Genomic DNA, 17,472 nt, shown 5'->3' with positions numbered 1-17,472 from the left:
TCTCCCCACGGGGGAGAGGGGAAAGGGAGCCGATCAGGGAATCTTCAAATCCTGAGTTCGACTTGAGTTTTTCAGGTCGCATTATTTAGAACAAACACCTCGGTCAGTCCCCTCGCCCCTCTGGGGCGGTCCGACGTTTCGGGAGGGTTAGGGTGAGGGGTCGGTTGCAAGTCGAACAAAAATCCAGGCCACGCACTGTCAAAAAAGCTTTTTGACAGCATCACATTTCAACAGGTTAGAATCGCTGGCACGCAGACTGCATGGTCAGTTTGCGCCCGCCTTTCAGCTTTCTGGAGTACTGCCTTTGAATGCGACGACCATCAACAGCCTGTTCTTGATCGGCGCGTTGCTGGTAGGTGCAAGCATTCTGGTGAGCTCACTTTCATCGCGCCTCGGTATCCCGATTCTGGTGATCATCCTCGCGGTGGGCATGTCAGCCGGCGTCGACGGCGCCGGCATTATTTTCGATAACTACCCAACGGCTTATCTGGTCGGCAACCTCGCACTGGCCGTCATCCTGCTCGACGGCGGCTTGCGCACCCGGGTTTCCAGCTTCCGCGTGGCTTTATGGCCGGCGCTGTCGCTGGCGACGGTCGGGGTTTTGATCACCACCGGGCTGACTGGCATGGCAGCCGCGTGGCTGTTCAACCTGAACCTGATTCAGGGCCTGCTGATCGGCGCTATCGTCGGCTCCACCGACGCCGCGGCGGTATTCTCGCTGCTCGGCGGCAAAGGCCTGAACGAACGGGTGACCGCCAGCCTCGAGATCGAGTCCGGCAGCAACGACCCGATGGCGGTGTTCCTCACCGTGACCCTGATCGACATGCTCGCCAGCGGCCAGACCGGTCTGCATTGGAGCCTGCTCGGGCACTTGATGCGTGAGTTCGGTATCGGGGCCGTCATCGGCCTGGGCGGCGGCTGGGTCATGCTGCAACTGGTTAACCGTATCCACTTGGCCACCGGCCTTTATCCGATCCTGGTCATTGCTGGCGGATTGGTCGTGTTTGCCCTGACCAACGCCTTGCACGGCAGCGGCTTTTTGGCGGTTTACCTGTGCGGCCTGGTCATCGGCAATCGCCCGGTGCGCAGCCGCCACGGCATTTTGCACATGCTCGATGGCATGGCCTGGCTGGCGCAAATCGGCATGTTCCTGGTACTGGGGCTGCTGGTAACGCCCCACGACTTGTTGCCGATTGCCCTGCCCGCTTTGGGCCTGGCGCTGTGGATGATTCTGTTTGCCCGGCCGTTGTCGGTGATCGTCGGCCTGCTGCCCTTCAAGGCGTTCCATGGACGCGAGAAGGCGTTCATTTCCTGGGTCGGGTTACGCGGCGCGGTCCCGATCATTCTGGCGGTGTTCCCGCTGATGGCCGGCCTGCCCAACGCCCAGCTGTATTTCAACCTCGCCTTCTTTATCGTGTTGGTGTCGCTGCTGGTGCAGGGCACGAGCTTGCCGTGGGTGGCGAAGCTTTTGAAAGTGACCGTTCCGCCGGAGCCGGCGCCGATTTCCCGCGCTGCCCTGGAAGTCCACGTCACCAGTGAGTGGGAGTTGTTCGTTTATCGCCTCGGTGCCGAGAAATGGTGCATCGGCTCGCCCCTTCGCGAACTGAAAATGCCCGAAGGCACCCGGATTGCAGCACTGTTTCGTGGCCAGCAACTGCTCCACCCGTCGGGTAGTACGGTGCTCGAAGTCGACGATTTGCTGTGCGTAATCGGCCATGAACACAACCTTCCGGCCCTCGGAAAACTCTTCAGTCAGGCACCGCAACGGGGCCTCGATCTGCGCTTCTTCGGCGACTTCGTACTCGAAGGAGACGCCCAGCTGGCTGCGGTTGCGGCGCTTTACGGGTTGAAAGTGGAAGGCATCGATCCGGACATGTCGCTAGGCCATTTCATTGCCCAGAAAGTGGGCGGCGCCCCCGTAGTCGGTGACCAGGTGGAGTGGAACAACACCATTTGGACCGTTGCGGTCATGGAAGGGAACAAGATCGGTAAAGTGGGCGTCAGATTCCCCGAAGGAAGTCGCCCCGGTCCGGGCTTGTTCCTTTAAACTCCAAACTTCGTCTCGCTTTCGATCGGTCTCTATGTCAACCCTGCGCACGTTTATCATCACGGCCCTGCTGGGCTTGAGTCTTTCTGTCGGTACATTGCAAGCGGCCGAACCGCCGTCCAGCGAAGCCGTGCAGGCGAACCTGGACAAGATCGCCGACCGCAAACTGCCGGAAGCCGATCAGAAAGCCCTGCAGAGCATCCTGCAAAGCACGCTGACACAGCTCAACAACCAGCGTGATTACGAGCAGAAACTGGCCGATCTCAAGCAGCAACTGGTCAACGCCCCTAAGCAGAACATCGAGAACCAGCGAGAACTGACCAAGCTCAAAGCCACCAAAGTGCTGCCAGTACCGCAGCGCTATGCCAAAGAGCCTATTCAGCAACTGGAGCAAATGCTCACCGAGCGCTCCACGCAGCAAAGTGATCTGCAGAAAGCCCTGGCCGAGGCCAACAGTCTGGTGATTACTGCCCAGACCCGCCCCGAGCGCGCACAGGCCGAAATTTCTGCCAGCCAGACACGCATCCAGCAGATCAACAACATCCTCAAGATTGGCAAGGACGCCGGCAAGACCTTGACCCCTGAGCAACGCGACCTGCTCAACGCCGAACTCGCGGCACTGAACGCCCTGATCCCGTTGCGTCGCCAGGAACTGGCCGGCAACAACCAGTTGCAGGACTTGGGCAACAGTCAACATGACTTGCTCTCGGAAAAATCCGATCGCCTGGATCAGGAAATCCAGGAGCTGCAAACCCTGATCAACCAGAAGCGCCTGGCCCAGTCCCAGGAGACGGTGACGCAGCAGTCAATCGAAGCGCAGAAGTCCGGCGGCAGCAGCCTGCTGGCTACCGAAAGCGCGGCCAACCTGAAGCTTTCGGACTACCTGCTCAAAAGTACCGACCGCCTCAACGAAGTCACCCAGCAGAACCTGCAGACCAAGCAGCAGCTGGACAACGTGACCCAGAGCGATTCGGCGCTGGACGAGCAAATCAACGTGCTCAAGGGCAGCCTGCTGCTCTCCAAGATTCTCTACAAACAGAAACAGTCACTGCCACGCCTCAGGCTCGACCGTGACCTGGCCGACCAGATCGCCGACATTCGCCTCTATCAATTCGAAGTCAGCCAGCAACGGGAACTGCTCAGCAACCCGGCGACCTACGTCGACAACCTGCTGTCGACTCAGCCTCCCGAGCAAGTCACCCCGCAACTGCGCAAGAGCCTGCTGGAACTGGCCACTACCCGCGCGGACCTGCTGGAACGGCTGAACCGCGAACTGAGTGCGGTGCTTAACGAGTCCATCACGTTGCAGCTCAATCAGAAACAACTGCTCAGCACCGCGCAAAGCCTGCGGGCGACCCTCGATGAGCAAATGTTCTGGATTCCCAGCAACAAGCCGCTGGACCTGGAATGGATGCGCGCCGTGCCGGAGCGCCTGGAACGCCAGGTCACCACGCTGCCGTGGGCTTCCAGCCTGAGCGAATTAAGTGATGGTCTGACCCAACGGCCGCTGCTGTTCCTGCCCTTGGCACTGTTGATCGGTGCCCTGCTGTGGCGGCGCAAAAGCCTGTATGCCCGACTGAGCAAGGTTCACCAGGACATCGGCCACTTCAAGCGCGACAGCCAGTGGCACACGCCGCAGGCAATCCTGATCAACATTCTGCTGGCGATGCCGGTCTCGCTGGGCTTGGCCTTGTGTGGTCTGGCCTTGCAAATCGACGCCCGCGGACAGAACGCGAACATGGGCGCGGCACTGCTGCAAATGGCCCAGGCCTGGCTAGTGTTCTACACCGCTTACCGGGTCCTTGCGCCGGGCGGCGTGGCCGAACTGCATTTCCGCTGGGAAAAACCTCAGGTCGAATTCCTGCAGGGCTGGGTCCGTCGACTCGGACTGGTGGTCATGGCGTTGGTCGCGGTGGTGGCGGTCGCCGAGCTGCAACCCGCGACCCTGGCCGATGACGTACTCGGCATGCCGGTGGTGCTGACCTGCTACGCGTTGATGGCCTGGCTGCTCAGCCGCCTGCTGATCAGCAGCCCGACTCACCAGAACGCTTCGCTGTTCCGCAAGGCCGTGGGGATCATGTTCACCGTCCTGCCTGTCGCGCTGTTCGTGGCGGTGTGCTTTGGCTACTACTACACCGCGCTGAAGCTCAGCGACCGGTTGATCAACACCCTTTACCTGCTGATGTTCTGGCTGGTGATCGAGGCCACCTTCGTACGCGGCCTCAGCGTTGCGGCACGCCGTCTGGCCTACCAGCGCGCCCTTGCCAAACGCCAGGCCGCGAAAGAGGCCGGCGACGGTGAAGCGGTGATCGAAGAGCCAACGCTGGATATCGAGAAGGTCAACGAACAGTCCCTGCGCCTGATCCGCCTGGCACTGCTTGGCGGTTTCATCGCGGCGCTGTACTGGGTCTGGTCGGACCTGATCTCGGTGTTCTCGTACCTGGACAACGTCACCCTCTACGAATACACCAGCGGCACCGGCGCCAACATGAGCATGGTGCCGATCAGCATTGGCGACATGCTCGGCGCGCTGATCATCATCGGCATCACCTTCGCCCTCGCGCGCAACTTGCCCGGGTTGCTGGAAGTGTTGGTGCTGTCGAAGCTGAACCTGGCTCAGGGCAGCGCCTATGCCACCACCACCTTGCTGTCCTACGTGATCGCTGGCATCGGCTTCGTCTCGACCCTGTCGACACTCGGCGTGAGTTGGGACAAGTTGCAATGGCTGGTGGCGGCGCTGTCGGTGGGTCTCGGCTTCGGGATGCAGGAGATCTTCGCGAACTTCATCTCCGGGATCATGATCCTGTTCGAACGTCCGGTGCGGATTGGCGACACCATTACCATCGGCAACCTGTCCGGTACGGTGAGCAAGATCCGCATCCGCGCCACGACCATCACCGACTTCGACCGCAAGGACATCATCGTCCCGAACAAGACGTTCATTACAGGACAACTGATCAACTGGTCCCTGACTGACACCATCACCCGAGTGACCCTCAAGCTCGGTGTCGATTACGGCTCGGACCTGGACCTGGTCAAGGAGTTGCTGCTCAAGGCTGCTCGTGAAAACCCACGGGTGCTGAAGGATCCCGAACCCCACGTATACTTCCTGAACTTCGGCGAAAGCACCCTCGACCACGAGTTGCGTATGCATGTGCGCGACCTGGGCGACCGTAACCCGGTGCTCGATGAGGTCAACCGCTTCATCAATCGCGAGTTCAAGAAACAGCACATCAATATCTCGTTCCGGCAGATGGAGGTTTACCTCAAGAACATCCAGGGCCAGGAATACAGAATGGTGCCCGTCGATCCGGAAGCCAAAACCATTGCGCCGCTGGTGGATGGCCAATCACCGTTACAGCCACCATCGGCCAAGCTCGACTAAGCGGCTTATCCCTAGCAGAATGCTCGGACATTCTGCTGGAGATGGCCGTTGAAAGCCCTCGACGAACTGACCTTCGATAACCGTTTCGCCCGCCTGGGCGATACGTTTTCCGCCCATGTGCTGCCTGAGCCCATCGACAACCCGCGTCTGGTGGTGGCAAGCCCCGCCGCCATGTCATTGCTCGATCTCGACCCTGACGTGGCCGAAACCCCGGAGTTCGCCGAACTGTTCAGCGGCCATAAGCTCTGGGCTGACGCGATCCCCAGGGCGATGGTCTATTCAGGTCATCAATTCGGTTCCTACAACCCACAGCTGGGCGATGGTCGCGGTCTGTTGCTGGGCGAGGTCTACAACGAGGCCGGCGAGCATTGGGACCTGCACCTCAAGGGTGCCGGCCAGACGCCTTTTTCGCGCATGGGTGATGGCCGGGCGGTGCTGCGGTCCTCGATCCGCGAATTTCTTGCCTCCGAAGCGCTGTATGCCCTGAACATCCCGACCACCCGCGCGCTGTGCGTCATCGGCTCCGACACGCCGGTGTGGCGCGAGAAGCAGGAACGCGCCGCCATGGTCCTGCGCATGGCGCCGAGCCATGTGCGTTTCGGGCATTTCGAATATTTCTACTACACCAAACGTCCCGAGAAGCAGAAAGAACTCGGCGACCACGTGCTGGCCATGCATTTCCCGGAATGCCTGGAACAGCCGGAACCGTACCTGGCGATGTTTCGCGAAATCGTCGAACGCAATGCCGAGCTGATTGCCAAATGGCAGGCCTATGGCTTCTGCCACGGCGTGATGAACACCGACAACATGTCAATCCTCGGCATTACCTTCGACTACGGCCCGTTCGCCTTCCTCGACGACTTCGACGCCCACTTCATCTGCAACCACTCCGATGACCAGGGCCGTTACTCCTTCAGCAACCAGGTGCCAATCGGCCAGTGGAACCTCAGCGCCCTCGCCCAGGCCCTGACGCCATTCATCAGCGTCGAAGCCCTGCGTGAAACCCTCGGCCTGTACTTCCCGTTGTACCAGGCCCATTACCTGGACCTGATGCGCCGCCGCCTCGGCTTCACCACGGCCGAAGACGATGACCAGAAACTGCTGGAGCACCTGCTGCAACTGATGCAGAACAGTGGCGTCGACTACAGCCTGTTCTTCCGCCGTTTGGGGGAAGAATCACCTGAACTGGCCGTCGCCCGTTTGCGCGATGACTTCGTCGACATCAAAGGCTTCGATGCCTGGGGCGAGCTCTACATCGCCCGAGTGGCGCGTGAGGGCGAGGCTGATCAGGAACAACGCCGCAAACGCATGCACGCCGTCAATCCGCTGTACATCCTGCGCAACTACCTGGCGCAGAAAGCCATCGATGCGGCGGAGAGCGGCGACTATTCAGAGGTTCGTCGTTTGCACGCGGTGCTGAGTAATCCGTTCGAGGAGCAGCCGGGGATGGAGAGCTATGCCGAGCGTCCGCCGGAGTGGGGCAAGCATTTGGAGATCAGTTGCTCTTCCTGAATCCGATCAGATAAAGATCTCCACCGACACTCCAAAGCGCTCGGCCAACCAGCGGATCTGCCGCAGGTTGAGCTGACGCTTGCCGCTCAAGATCTCGGATACCACCGACTGGGTGCCGACGCCGGGCAGATCGCTTTGGCTCAATCCGTGTTCGCGCATCATGTAGCCGAGAACGTCGACACCGCTGGGCTTCGGCATTGGGTGATGCTTGTGATCCCATTCCTCGATCCAGTCACCGATGATATCCACCAGACTCATCAACGGATGGGACTCATCATCGCCCGTCATCTCGAGCAACTCGTCTAGCGCCTGCGCCAACATGTCATAGTCATCTTCATTTTTTGGTTTGCGCAGCACAGGCGAGACGAACTCCCAATGCTCGGCAGCTCTTTTGATAAGAACACTCATGCTCGTTCCTCCTTCCATTTTCCGCGGTCATATTCGCGGTGATCCAGCACATGCTTGATGTAAAGCTTTTGCGATCGATACCTGACAACAGCGATCAGCCGCAACTTGTTGCCACCGATGTCAAAAACGTGAAACTCACCCACCTTGTCGATAGCAGGAAACAGAGCCCTCATCGCCGCGAAATCCGGCGGCTTGCTTCCTTTGGCCACTTGATACCAATGATCCAATGCGGAAGCTGCCTTTGGCCATTTAGTCTTGGCTTCACGTATTCGTTTTTCGGTGATGACATGCATGCAACATCCTTATCGCATTCTGCTATGGGGAGTTAATCACAGACCAAAAATATCGCAAGTTGCGATAATCCTGAGCAGACCAACGGTCTCGCTCAGTACGACTCAGCCTAGTTTTATCGCCGGACGCTGCACGATTGAAAATGTGAGCAGACGTCTCCACATAGAGATGATCGGCTTCTTCCCAGGATCATCCGCATGACTGACCCACTCCACATCCCCTGTCCCCACTGCAACGGCCTCAACCGCATCCCCGCCGAGCGCCTCAACGACCATCCAAAATGCGGTCGCTGCAAGGCCGAAGTTCTGCTGAATAAACCCTTTGAACTGAAGCAAAGCGATTACGCCAGCCAGATCAAAGGTGATCTGCCGTTGCTGGTGGACGTTTGGGCGGATTGGTGTGGGCCGTGCAAGTCGTTTGCGCCGGTGTTCGAGCAGGCGGCGGTGCAATTGGCGGGCAAGTGTCGACTGGCCAAGCTGGACAGCGAGGCGAACCAGCAGTTGTCGGCGCAACTGGGGATCCGTTCGATCCCGAGCCTGATTCTGTTCAAGAACGGCCGGGAAGTGGCGCGTCAGAGCGGCGCCTTCCCGTTACCGCAGTTGATGAGCTGGTTGCGTAGCCAAGGGATCTGACGACGAGCTGTCAGGCATTTTCCAGCAGGTTGTGCAGATCGACGAATTGCTGCGTCAGTTTATGACGCGGATCGAGGTGGATCAGCGGCGTGTTGGCCTGGTGGGATTCACGCATGCGCACCGAGCTGCCCAGGTACACCGGTAATACCGGCAGGCCTTCGGCGATCAGTTCGTCGAGAATTTGTTGGGGCAGGCTGGCGCGAGCCTGGAACTGGTTGACGACAATCCCTTCGACTTCCAGCCCTTCGTTGTGATCGTCCTTCAATTCTTCTATTTCTGCCAACAAGCCGTACAACGCCTGACGCGAGAAGCTATCGCAATCGAAGGGAATCAGCACACGATCAGCGGCAATCAATGCAGATACCGCATAGAAATTCAACGCTGGCGGGGTATCGAGGTAGATCCGGTCGTAATCGCCATCCAGCTCCTCGAGTAATTTGCGCAGCTTGTTGATCTTGTGTTTGGCCTCGAGCTTGGGCTGCAAGTCAGCCAGCTCGGCAGTGGCCGTGATGACGTGGAGGTTGTCGAACGGGGTTTCGTAGATATCAACCCGGTTTTTCCTGGAGAACGGCCCGGAAGACAGGGTCTGTTTGAAAAAATCGGCAATGCCCATAGGAATGTCATTACCGGTGAGGCCCGTCAGGTACTGAGTGGAGTTGGCCTGGGCGTCGAGATCCACCAAGAGGGTGCGATAGCCCTCGCTGGCACTGACCGCCGCCAGATTGCAGGCAATGCTGGATTTGCCTACGCCACCTTTCTGATTGAACACCACGCGCCGCATGTCAAAACCTCCGTGTATCAAAGAATGACCGAGTGTAGTAGTCCACGGCGCTGCTTAGCTACCTCGCCAGCATCGGGACTACACAGTCATCGGCAATCTCTCAATAAAAAAGCCGCTAACTCTGCCGTTGACCACTGACAGAGCCGACAGACATACCCACCACGATGTGGATAATGGCCAATTGACAGCCATACACGAACCAACCGGTACATTTCATTGAGCAAAATGTAACCATCATTTGCTACACGCCCGCTGCAACGGGATAATGCGCACCACTCGGCGCTAAGCGCTACGTAAGGTAGTTCGCGTTTTTTGCGACTCACCGCGTCAACGAAGCCCGCAGGGGCGGGATGAATGTCTGTGATCAATTTCAACATCGCCCAATGGCGCGCGTGGGCCCCTGGGCTCGAAAGCGTGGACGATTGGCAGGCCTGGAGCCGACAACCGGTCGTGCTTGCGAGCAGCGATGCCGCCCCCGACGTCTCGTTTCTGCCGGCCATGCAGCGCCGGCGACTCAGTCGTCTGGCGCGGATGGCGTTCAGTGTCGGCTGGCCCTTGGCCGATGGCCGCCAGGACCTACCGTTGGTCTTTATTTCTCGCCACGGCGAAACCCCGCGCACTTTCGATATTCTCAGCGATCTGGCTGCCGGTCAGCCGCTGTCGCCGACCCAGTTCAGCCTGTCCGTGCACAACGCGATCATCGGCCTTTGGTCGATCATGCGCGGCGAAACCAGCGAAATGACCGCCCTCGCTGCAGCCGGCGATGGCCTTGAAAACGGCATGCTAGAGGCCGCGGCTTTGCTTTCAGAGGGCGCTCCCGCAGTACTGCTGATCGTCACCGAAGAGCAACCGCCCGAAGCCTACTCGACCTGGATCGACGACGTGCCGTTCCCTTACGCGGTCGGCCTGCTGATCACCCCCGGAAATGACTGGCAGCTGTCCCTGAACAGCGCCTCGGATGAGTTGTCCAAAGCCCAATGGCCCCATGCACTGGACCTATTGCGTACCCTGCTCGGCCAGCAGACAACCTGCCAACATGCCTGGAAAAATCGTGTATGGACCTGGCAACGCAACCTGTAACCGAAAAAAACCGCGACGCCTACTACTGGCGCCTGCTGGCTACCGCCGCAAGCTTCACCCTGTTCGGGTTGGGCGGGCTGTGCCTGCGACTTGTGGTTTTCCCGCTGCTGAACTGCCTGCCCGGCGATGCCCGGACACACCGGCGGCGAGCGCGGCACACCGTCGCCCGACTGTTCTGGTTTTTTGTGCGATTCATGGCCCGCACCGGCGTGCTGACTTACGACATCCAGGGCGCCGAAAAACTCGGTCGACCGGGGCAAATGATCATTGCCAATCACCCGTCGCTGATCGATGTGGTGTTCCTGATCGGCCTGGTGCGCCACGCCAACTGCGTGGTCAAGAAAAGCCTCTGGGAGAACCCTTTTACCCGCGGCCCGCTGCGCTGCATCGAATACATCAGCAACGACGGCAGCATGGACATGCTCGATGCCGCTGCCGACGCGCTGAAAAGCGGCCAGACCCTGATCATCTTTCCTGAAGGTACCCGCACTCAGCCCGGTCAGGCGCCAGCCTTCCATCGGGGCGCTGCGGCAATCGCTCTGCGCGGTGCGAAAATCCTCACCCCGGTGATCATCAAGGTCAACCCGACCACGTTGACCAAGGCCGAGCCCTGGTATCGGATCCCAAAACGCCGTGTGCACTTCAGTTTCCGTGTCGGGGCCGATATAGACCCACAAGCCTTCGCCTCGCTGGGCCCTGCTCCTCAGGCCTCGCGCAAGCTCAATGACTATTTGCATCATTACTACATTAAGGAGCTCGCCGAAGATGAGCGATCTACACCGTGAAATCAAAGAACTGATCATCGACGCCCTGGGCCTTGAAGACATCAGCGCACAAGACATCGGCGACGACCAGACACTGTTCGGCGAAGGCCTGGGCCTGGATTCGGTAGACGCTCTGGAACTTGGCCTGGCCATCCAGAAAAAGTACGGCATCAAAATCGACGCCGACGCCAAAGACACCCGCAATCACTTCAGCAACGTGGCGAGCCTTGCGGCGTTCGTCACTGCAAAACAGGCAGCTTGAGACCGGACCATGCAAACTCGTGACGACATCTTCAACACCCTGCGCGATGCTCTGGTCGAACTCTTCGAGCTGGACCCCGAGCGCGTAAGCCTCGAATCCAATCTGTATCAGGACCTGGAAATCGACAGCATTGACGCGGTCGACCTGATCGATCACATCAAACGCCAGACTGGCAAGAAAATCGCTGCCGAAGAGTTCAAATCGGTGCGTACCGTCAGCGACGTGGTCGAGGCGGTCTACCGTCTGGTTCAGCCGGCCGCATGAGCCGACTGATCGGCCTCGGCCTGCTGCTGGCGGGCCTGCTGTACCCCTTCGCGGTGTATTTCGGCATGGAACATTTCGCGCCGTGGCAGTTTGGTCTGCTGCTGGGCAGCCTGTGGCTGGCCCGGGCACTGCTCGGTACGCGCAAGCCCGGCAGTTTGTGGATGGCGATCACTGCGATCACTTTTTGCCTGTTGCTGGCGCTGTTCGATAGCCCGCTGTTGCTGCGCTGGTACCCGGTGCTGATTAGCGCGTTCATGCTCGGGCTGTTTGGCCTGAGCTTGATCGTTGGCCCGCCGATCATCGAACGCCTGGCGCGTTTGCGTGAACCGCAACTGCCGGCCAAGGCGATTGTTTATACCCGCCAGGTGACGATCGTCTGGTGCGTGTTTTTTCTCTGTAACGGTTTGCTCGCCGCCGCCCTGACCCTCTGGGCGCCGCTAAGTTGGTGGATGTTGTACACCGGCCTGATTTCCTACGTATTGATGGGCCTGCTGTTTGCCATTGAATGGCTTATACGACAACGGGTACGAGGCCACCCATGAATTGGATAAAACTTGAGCACCTGTTGCTCAAGGCGCAACCGGAACGTGCCGTGACGGCCGAACCGGCACTGAATCACGCTCAGCTGTGCGAACAGGCGTTGAGCCTCGCCGCGGGCCTGCAAGCCCAGGGTGTGCGGCGCATTGCCGTGCACCTTGAGGATGCCGCCGACCTGGCGATTGCCCTGCTCGGTGCCTGGCGCGCCGGGGTCAGCGTGTTGCTGCCCGCAGACCTGCAAGCGCAGACTCGCCAGCGCTGGTCGACCGAAGTCGATCTGTGGCTGACCGATCAGGCCGATGACGCACACCTGAGCGATTACCGGCATCCGCCGTTGATGGCCGCCGCGCTGGATCTGGATCGCTGTTCGCTGAGCCTGTGCACGTCCGGTTCCAGCGGCGAGCCCAAGCGCATCGACAAAACCCTGCGCCAACTGGCCAATGAAGTCGAAGCGCTGGAGCAGCTCTGGGGTGCCGATCTTGGCGCGGCCTGCATCATCGGCAGCGTCGCCACTCAGCATATTTATGGATTGTTGTTTCGAGTGCTATGGCCGCTGTGCGCCGGGCGCTCGTTTGTGCGCAAGCAGCTGGCATTCCCTGAAGACCTGCAGCGCGCCAGCCGCGAACACCCGGTGTTCGCCTGGGTCGCCAGCCCGGCGCTGCTCAAGCGCATGGGCGACAACCTCGACTGGCCCGCGTTAAGTACGGTTCGCCGGGTATTTTCCTCCGGTGGTGCATTGCCGACCGAGGCTGCACAAAGCCTGCACCAACGCCTGCAACAGTGGCCGACGGAAATCCTCGGCAGCTCGGAAACCGGCGGCATCGCCTGGCGTCAGGGCCACGCGCTCTGGCAACCCTTTGCTGATATCGAGTTGAGCCAAGACAGCGACGGCGCCCTGCTCATTGCTTCGCCGTACTTGCCTCCCGGGCACATCGAACACACCGCGGATGCCGCGCGGATCGCTGCCGACGGCCGATTCGAACTGCTCGGACGGCTGGACCGGATCGTCAAACTGGAAGAAAAACGAATCTCACTACCGATGCTGGAACAGGCCCTTATGGCCCACGACTGGGTCGCCGAAGCGCGTCTTGGCGTGGTTCAGGAAAACCGCGCTTCATTGGGTGCGCTGCTGGTGCTGACCGAGTCAGGCCTGCATGCCTTACGCAATCAGGGTCGACGCACCCTCACGCAAGAACTGCGTCAGCATTTGAGCCAGCATTGCGAAGTTCTGGCGTTGCCACGACGCTGGCGCCTACTGCGGCAACTGCCGCTGAACGCTCAGGGCAAACTGCCCCAGGCCACTGTTGAAGCCCTGCTGCTGGCGCCGCGCCCAAAGGCGCCGGAAGTGCTGGATCAGGTCGAAGTCGATGGCGAATGGAGCCTGCAACTGGCAGTACCACCCGACCTCGCCTACTTCAGCGGCCACTTCCCTCAGGCGCCGGTATTGCCCGGTGTGGTGCAAGTGGAATGGGCGTTAACGCTGGGTCAGCAATTGATGGACCTGCCGGCAAAATTCGCTGGCATGGAAGTGCTGAAATTCCAGCAACTGGTGCGCCCTGGCGATGAAGTCCAGCTGCACCTGCGCTTCGACCCGACGCGCAGCAAGCTGTATTTCACCTATCGCAACGAGACCGCGACCTGCTCCAGTGGGCGGATCTTGCTGGAGGCTGCAGGCGATGCATAACCTTGGTGAGTGCGGCGCACTCAATCGCGAGCAAGCTCGCTCCCACATTGGATCTCTGTTCAACACGAATCCCCTGTGGGAGCGAGCTTGCTCGCGATGCAGACACCTCGGTCTTTCAGGTGAACACCAACATGCATAACCCCTGTGCAATCGTCCCGGTCTACAACCACGAAACCGCCATCACCACGGTGGTTGATGCGCTGCTCGCCACCAGCCTGCCATGCATTTTGGTGGACGATGCCAGCAGCCCGGCCTGTGCAAAGGTACTCGATCAATTGGCCCTTCGCGACAAGGTGTTCCTGATCCGGCTCAGCGCCAACCAGGGCAAGGGTGGCGCGGTCATGACCGGTTTTCGCGAAGCCTCGCGCCTGGGCTTCAGCCATGCCTTGCAGGTGGATGCCGACGGTCAGCATGATCTGCAGGACGTCCAGACCTTCATCGAATTGTCCCGCGCCCATCCCGAGGCGGTGATCTGCGGCTATCCGCGATACGACGCCAGCGTGCCGAAAGGTCGCTTGTACGCCCGTTACCTGACTCACGTCATGGTCTGGATCAACACCCTGTCGTTGCAGATTCGCGATTCGATGTGCGGCTTCCGTGTCTACCCGTTACCACCGACCCTGGCGCTGATCGATTCGGCGAAGATCGGCAAGCGCATGGACTTCGACTCGGACATTCTCGTACGGCTGGCCTGGCGCAATCTCCCCATGCAATGGCTGCAAACCAATGTCCACTACCCGCTGGATGGCGTCTCGCATTTCCGCCTGTTCCACGACAACGTGTTGATTACGAGCATGCACACGCGGTTGTTCTTCGGCATGTTGCTGCGGGCGCCCGTGATCCTCTGGCGGCGGTGGCGACCATGAGCACTGAAGCGGATAAAAAGCACTGGGCTGATCGCGAAGAGCGTGGCAGCTTCTGGCTGATGAAATTCACCGCATTCTGCGCCAAAGTACTTGGTCGAAAGGTGTTGAGCCCGCTGCTGTACGGCATCGTTCTGTACTTTTTCCTGTTCGGCCGCAGCGCCCGTCACAGCGCCTGGCAATACCAGCGGAGGCTCGCTGACTGGAGTGGTCGCAATGAATTGCGCCCGACCCATTGGCGAGTGTTCGGCCAGTTCATGGCCTTCGCCGATTCCATGCTCGACAAGCTCGACGTATGGAACGGCAAGTTGAGCATTGAGCAGATCGAGATCATCGACCCGGCCTTGCTGCGCAATCAACTGCGCGGCACCCGCGGGCAGATGCTGGTGGGCGCGCACCTGGGCAATCTCGAGGTCTGCCGCGCGCTGGCGGAGATCGGTGAAAAAGTCACGATGAACGTGCTGGTGCATACCAAGCACGCCGAACAATTCAACCGTTTGCTCGGCGAAGCCGGCGCGACCAATTTGCGGCTGATTCAAGTCAGCGAACTGGGCCCGCTGATCATGTTGCAACTCCATGAACGCCTTGAGCGCGGCGAGTGGCTGGCGATTGCCGGCGACCGCGTGCCGCTGCATGGCGGGCGTAGCGTGACCGTGGATTTCCTCGGCCATCAAGCCGCGTTCCCTCAGGGGCCATGGTTGCTGGCCGGCCTGCTGAAATGCCCGATCAACCTGATGCTATGCCTGAAGAAACCGACGGGCGACTATCGACTGACCCTCGAACCGTTCGCCGAGGCCGTGGTGTGGAAGCGCAGCGACCGCGAGCAGGTCATTCATCAGTGGGCCTCCCGCTATGCCGAACGCTTGGGTCACTATTGCCTTGAAGCGCCCCAACAATGGTTCAACTTTTACCCTTTCTGGAAGACCGATGACGACGCCAACGCTTGAGCCGGTAACCTTCGGCGAACTCCCTTTGCGCATCGAAGACGTGCTGGCCCTGGCCAACCGTCAGGTGCCGACGCAGTTGCAAAGCGACCCTGCGTACCGCGAGCGTATCGCCAAGGGTGCGCGATTCCTGGACTCCCTGCTGGACAAGGAAGGCGTGATCTACGGCGTGACCACCGGTTACGGCGATTCTTGCGTGGTCGCGGTGCCGCTGCATCACGTCGAGGCGTTGCCCCGTCACTTGTACACGTTCCACGGCTGCGGGTTGGGCAAGCTGCTCGACGCACAAGCCACTCGCGCCGTACTGGCGGCGCGTTTGCAGTCGCTGTGCCACGGCGTGTCCGGGGTGCGTGTGGAACTGCTGGAACGCCTGCAAGCCTTCCTCGAACACGACATTCTGCCGCTGATCCCGGAAGAAGGTTCGGTGGGTGCCAGCGGTGATTTGACGCCGTTGTCCTATGTCGCCGCGACCCTGTCCGGCGAGCGCGAAGTGATGTTCCGGGGTGAACGCTGGCAAGCGGCCGACGTGCACCGCGAACTGGGTTGGGAGCCGTTGGTACTGCGCCCGAAAGAAGCGTTGGCACTGATGAACGGCACCGCCGTCATGACCGGCCTAGCGTGCCTGGCCTACGCCCGCGCCGATTACCTGCTGCAACTGGCCACGCGCATCACCGCGTTGAACGTGGTCGCGTTGCAAGGCAACCCCGAGCACTTCGACGAGCGCCTGTTCGCCACCAAACCTCATCCTGGGCAGATGCAAGTCGCCGCGTGGCTGCGCAAGGATCTGGCGATCGACGCACCGACCGCGCCGCTGCATCGCCTGCAAGACCGTTATTCACTGCGTTGCGCGCCCCACGTCCTCGGCGTATTAGCCGACAGCCTGAACTGGCTGCGCTCGTTCATCGAGATCGAACTCAACAGCGCCAACGACAACCCGATTATCGACGCCGAAGCCGAGCGCGTGCTGCACGGCGGGCACTTCTACGGCGGACACATTGCGTTCGCCATGGACAGCCTGAAAAACCTGGTGGCCAACGTCGCCGACCTGCTCGATCGTCAACTCGCCCTGTTGGTGGACGAGCGTTACAACCATGGCCTGCCAAGCAACCTGTCCGGCGCCACCGCTGACCGGGCGATGCTCAATCACGGTTTCAAAGCCGTGCAGATCGGCACCAGTGCCTGGACCGCCGAAGCGTTGAAAAACACCATGCCGGCCAGCGTCTTCTCACGCTCCACCGAGTGTCACAACCAGGACAAAGTGAGCATGGGCACCATCGCCGCCCGCGATGCGATCCGTGTGCTGGAACTGACCGAACAGGTCGCCGCCGCCACCCTGCTGGCCGCCAACCAAGGCGTCTGGCTGCGCAGCAAGGCCGAGGATGCACGTCCATTGCCGCCAGCCCTGGCCGCCATGCACGAAGAGTTGGCGAAAGACTTCCCGCCGGTCATCGAAGACCGCGCGCTGGAAGGTGAATTGCGCCTGTGCCTGCAACGTATCGCCGAACAACACTGGAGGCTGCATGCGTAGCAAGGGAGTGCTTCACACCGATACGGAAATCCTCGTACCGTTCTTTGATGTCGACACCATGAACGTCGTCTGGCACGGCCATTACATCAAATACCTGGAAGTCGCCCGCTGCGCGCTGCTGGACAAGATCGGCCACAACTACACGGCCATGGTCGAGTCGGGCTACGCCTGGCCGGTGATCGATCTGCAATTGCGTTATGTGCGCGGCGCCGTGTTTGGCCAAAAACTCAACGTGCGCGCCAATCTGGTGGAATGGGAGAACCGTCTGAAGATCAGCTACCTGATCAGCGATCTGGAAACCGGCGAACGCTTGACCCGTGCCAGTTCCGTGCAGGTTGCCGTCGACATGAGCAGCCGCGAAATGCAGTTGGCCTCACCCAAGGTCTTCACCGATGCTGTTGAAAGGATGCTCGCATGACCCTGCTGAAAACCCTCTGTAACAGCTGGCGAAGCCTGCGTTGGCCGGTCCGCGCTCGGGCGCAGCAGTCGC

At 60.2% G+C, this 17,472-nt stretch carries 17 protein-coding genes; 14 read left to right on the top strand and 3 right to left on the bottom strand.

From position 1 onward, the window contains the following. Positions 1-304: 304 nt before the first annotated feature. Genes VD17_RS11890 through selO form a run of 3 tightly spaced genes read left to right on the top strand, consistent with a single transcriptional unit; the run spans position 305 to position 6,944 of the window. Entirely contained in the window at positions 305-2,047 is a 1,743-nt protein-coding gene (locus VD17_RS11890; RefSeq protein WP_008149642.1) for a potassium/proton antiporter, read from the top strand. A 34-nt stretch (positions 2,048-2,081) separates the two neighbouring features. Continuing rightward, on the top strand, positions 2,082-5,432 hold the full coding sequence (gene mscK, locus VD17_RS11885; RefSeq protein ID WP_046053990.1) for a mechanosensitive channel MscK: 3,351 nt from the start codon (positions 2,082-2,084) through the stop codon (positions 5,430-5,432). Positions 5,433-5,480: 48 nt separating this feature from the next. Continuing rightward, the gene (gene selO / locus VD17_RS11880; RefSeq protein ID WP_046053989.1) at positions 5,481-6,944 is read left to right on the top strand and encodes a protein adenylyltransferase SelO; all 1,464 of its coding nucleotides are present in this window, start codon (positions 5,481-5,483) and stop codon (positions 6,942-6,944) included. A gap of 6 nt (positions 6,945-6,950) precedes the next feature. On the opposite strand, the gene VD17_RS11875 is transcribed toward selO, so the two are convergent. Further along, positions 6,951-7,352: a helix-turn-helix domain-containing protein gene (locus VD17_RS11875; RefSeq protein ID WP_046053988.1), complete on the bottom strand. Its 402-nt coding sequence runs from the start codon at positions 7,350-7,352 to the stop codon at positions 6,951-6,953. Next, a complete protein-coding gene (locus tag VD17_RS11870) occupies positions 7,349-7,645 on the bottom strand; it encodes a type II toxin-antitoxin system HigB family toxin (protein WP_046053987.1) in 297 nt (98 codons plus the stop codon). The genes VD17_RS11875 and VD17_RS11870 overlap by 4 nt, the downstream gene beginning before the upstream one ends. A gap of 195 nt (positions 7,646-7,840) precedes the next feature. Here VD17_RS11870 and trxC point away from each other — a divergent pair, with 195 nt between their 5' ends. Next, positions 7,841-8,275: a thioredoxin TrxC gene (trxC, locus tag VD17_RS11865; protein ID WP_046053986.1), complete on the top strand. Its 435-nt coding sequence runs from the start codon at positions 7,841-7,843 to the stop codon at positions 8,273-8,275. Between the two features lie 10 nt (positions 8,276-8,285). On the opposite strand, the gene VD17_RS11860 is transcribed toward trxC, so the two are convergent. Continuing rightward, positions 8,286-9,056 carry a ParA family protein gene (locus VD17_RS11860; RefSeq protein ID WP_046053985.1) on the bottom strand — a complete coding sequence of 257 codons (771 nt, stop codon included), beginning with the start codon at positions 9,054-9,056 and terminating at the stop codon, positions 8,286-8,288. 354 nt (positions 9,057-9,410) lie between these two features. On the opposite strand from VD17_RS11860, the gene VD17_RS11855 reads away from it, so the two are divergent. The 10 genes from VD17_RS11855 (at position 9,411) to VD17_RS11810 (ending at position 17,400) form a co-directional block, all read left to right on the top strand. Beyond that, positions 9,411-10,136, top strand: coding sequence for a beta-ketoacyl synthase chain length factor (locus VD17_RS11855; protein WP_046053984.1), 726 nt, complete (start codon positions 9,411-9,413; stop codon positions 10,134-10,136). Next, complete coding sequence (locus VD17_RS11850; RefSeq protein ID WP_046053983.1) at positions 10,112-10,921, top strand: lysophospholipid acyltransferase family protein; 810 nt, start codon at positions 10,112-10,114, stop codon at positions 10,919-10,921. Before VD17_RS11855 ends, VD17_RS11850 begins: the two co-directional genes overlap by 25 nt. Next, positions 10,902-11,162 carry a phosphopantetheine-binding protein gene (locus VD17_RS11845; protein ID WP_008149626.1) on the top strand — a complete coding sequence of 87 codons (261 nt, stop codon included), beginning with the start codon at positions 10,902-10,904 and terminating at the stop codon, positions 11,160-11,162. Before VD17_RS11850 ends, VD17_RS11845 begins: the two co-directional genes overlap by 20 nt. Before the next feature lie 9 nt (positions 11,163-11,171). After that, positions 11,172-11,426, top strand: a complete 255-nt coding sequence (locus VD17_RS11840; protein ID WP_007992314.1) for an acyl carrier protein — start codon at positions 11,172-11,174, stop codon at positions 11,424-11,426. After that, positions 11,423-11,968: a membrane protein gene (locus VD17_RS11835; protein ID WP_046053982.1), complete on the top strand. Its 546-nt coding sequence runs from the start codon at positions 11,423-11,425 to the stop codon at positions 11,966-11,968. Before VD17_RS11840 ends, VD17_RS11835 begins: the two co-directional genes overlap by 4 nt. After that, a complete protein-coding gene (locus VD17_RS11830; protein WP_046053981.1) occupies positions 11,965-13,647 on the top strand; it encodes an acyl-CoA synthetase family protein in 1,683 nt (560 codons plus the stop codon). Before VD17_RS11835 ends, VD17_RS11830 begins: the two co-directional genes overlap by 4 nt. A 131-nt stretch (positions 13,648-13,778) precedes the next feature. After that, entirely contained in the window at positions 13,779-14,513 is a 735-nt protein-coding gene (locus VD17_RS11825) for a glycosyltransferase family 2 protein (RefSeq protein ID WP_046053980.1), read from the top strand. Further along, a complete protein-coding gene (locus VD17_RS11820; protein ID WP_046053979.1) occupies positions 14,510-15,457 on the top strand; it encodes an LpxL/LpxP family acyltransferase in 948 nt (315 codons plus the stop codon). The genes VD17_RS11825 and VD17_RS11820 overlap by 4 nt, the downstream gene beginning before the upstream one ends. Further along, positions 15,438-16,982, top strand: coding sequence for an HAL/PAL/TAL family ammonia-lyase (locus VD17_RS11815; protein ID WP_046053978.1), 1,545 nt, complete (start codon positions 15,438-15,440; stop codon positions 16,980-16,982). Before VD17_RS11820 ends, VD17_RS11815 begins: the two co-directional genes overlap by 20 nt. After that, positions 16,975-17,400, top strand: coding sequence for an acyl-CoA thioesterase (locus tag VD17_RS11810; protein WP_033055401.1), 426 nt, complete (start codon positions 16,975-16,977; stop codon positions 17,398-17,400). Before VD17_RS11815 ends, VD17_RS11810 begins: the two co-directional genes overlap by 8 nt. Positions 17,401-17,472 lie beyond the last annotated feature (72 nt).

The organism is Pseudomonas fluorescens (genome assembly GCF_000968015.1).
Classification (GTDB): domain Bacteria; phylum Pseudomonadota; class Gammaproteobacteria; order Pseudomonadales; family Pseudomonadaceae; genus Aquipseudomonas; species Aquipseudomonas fluorescens_W.
This window is presented reverse-complemented; position numbering and strand designations above follow the sequence as displayed.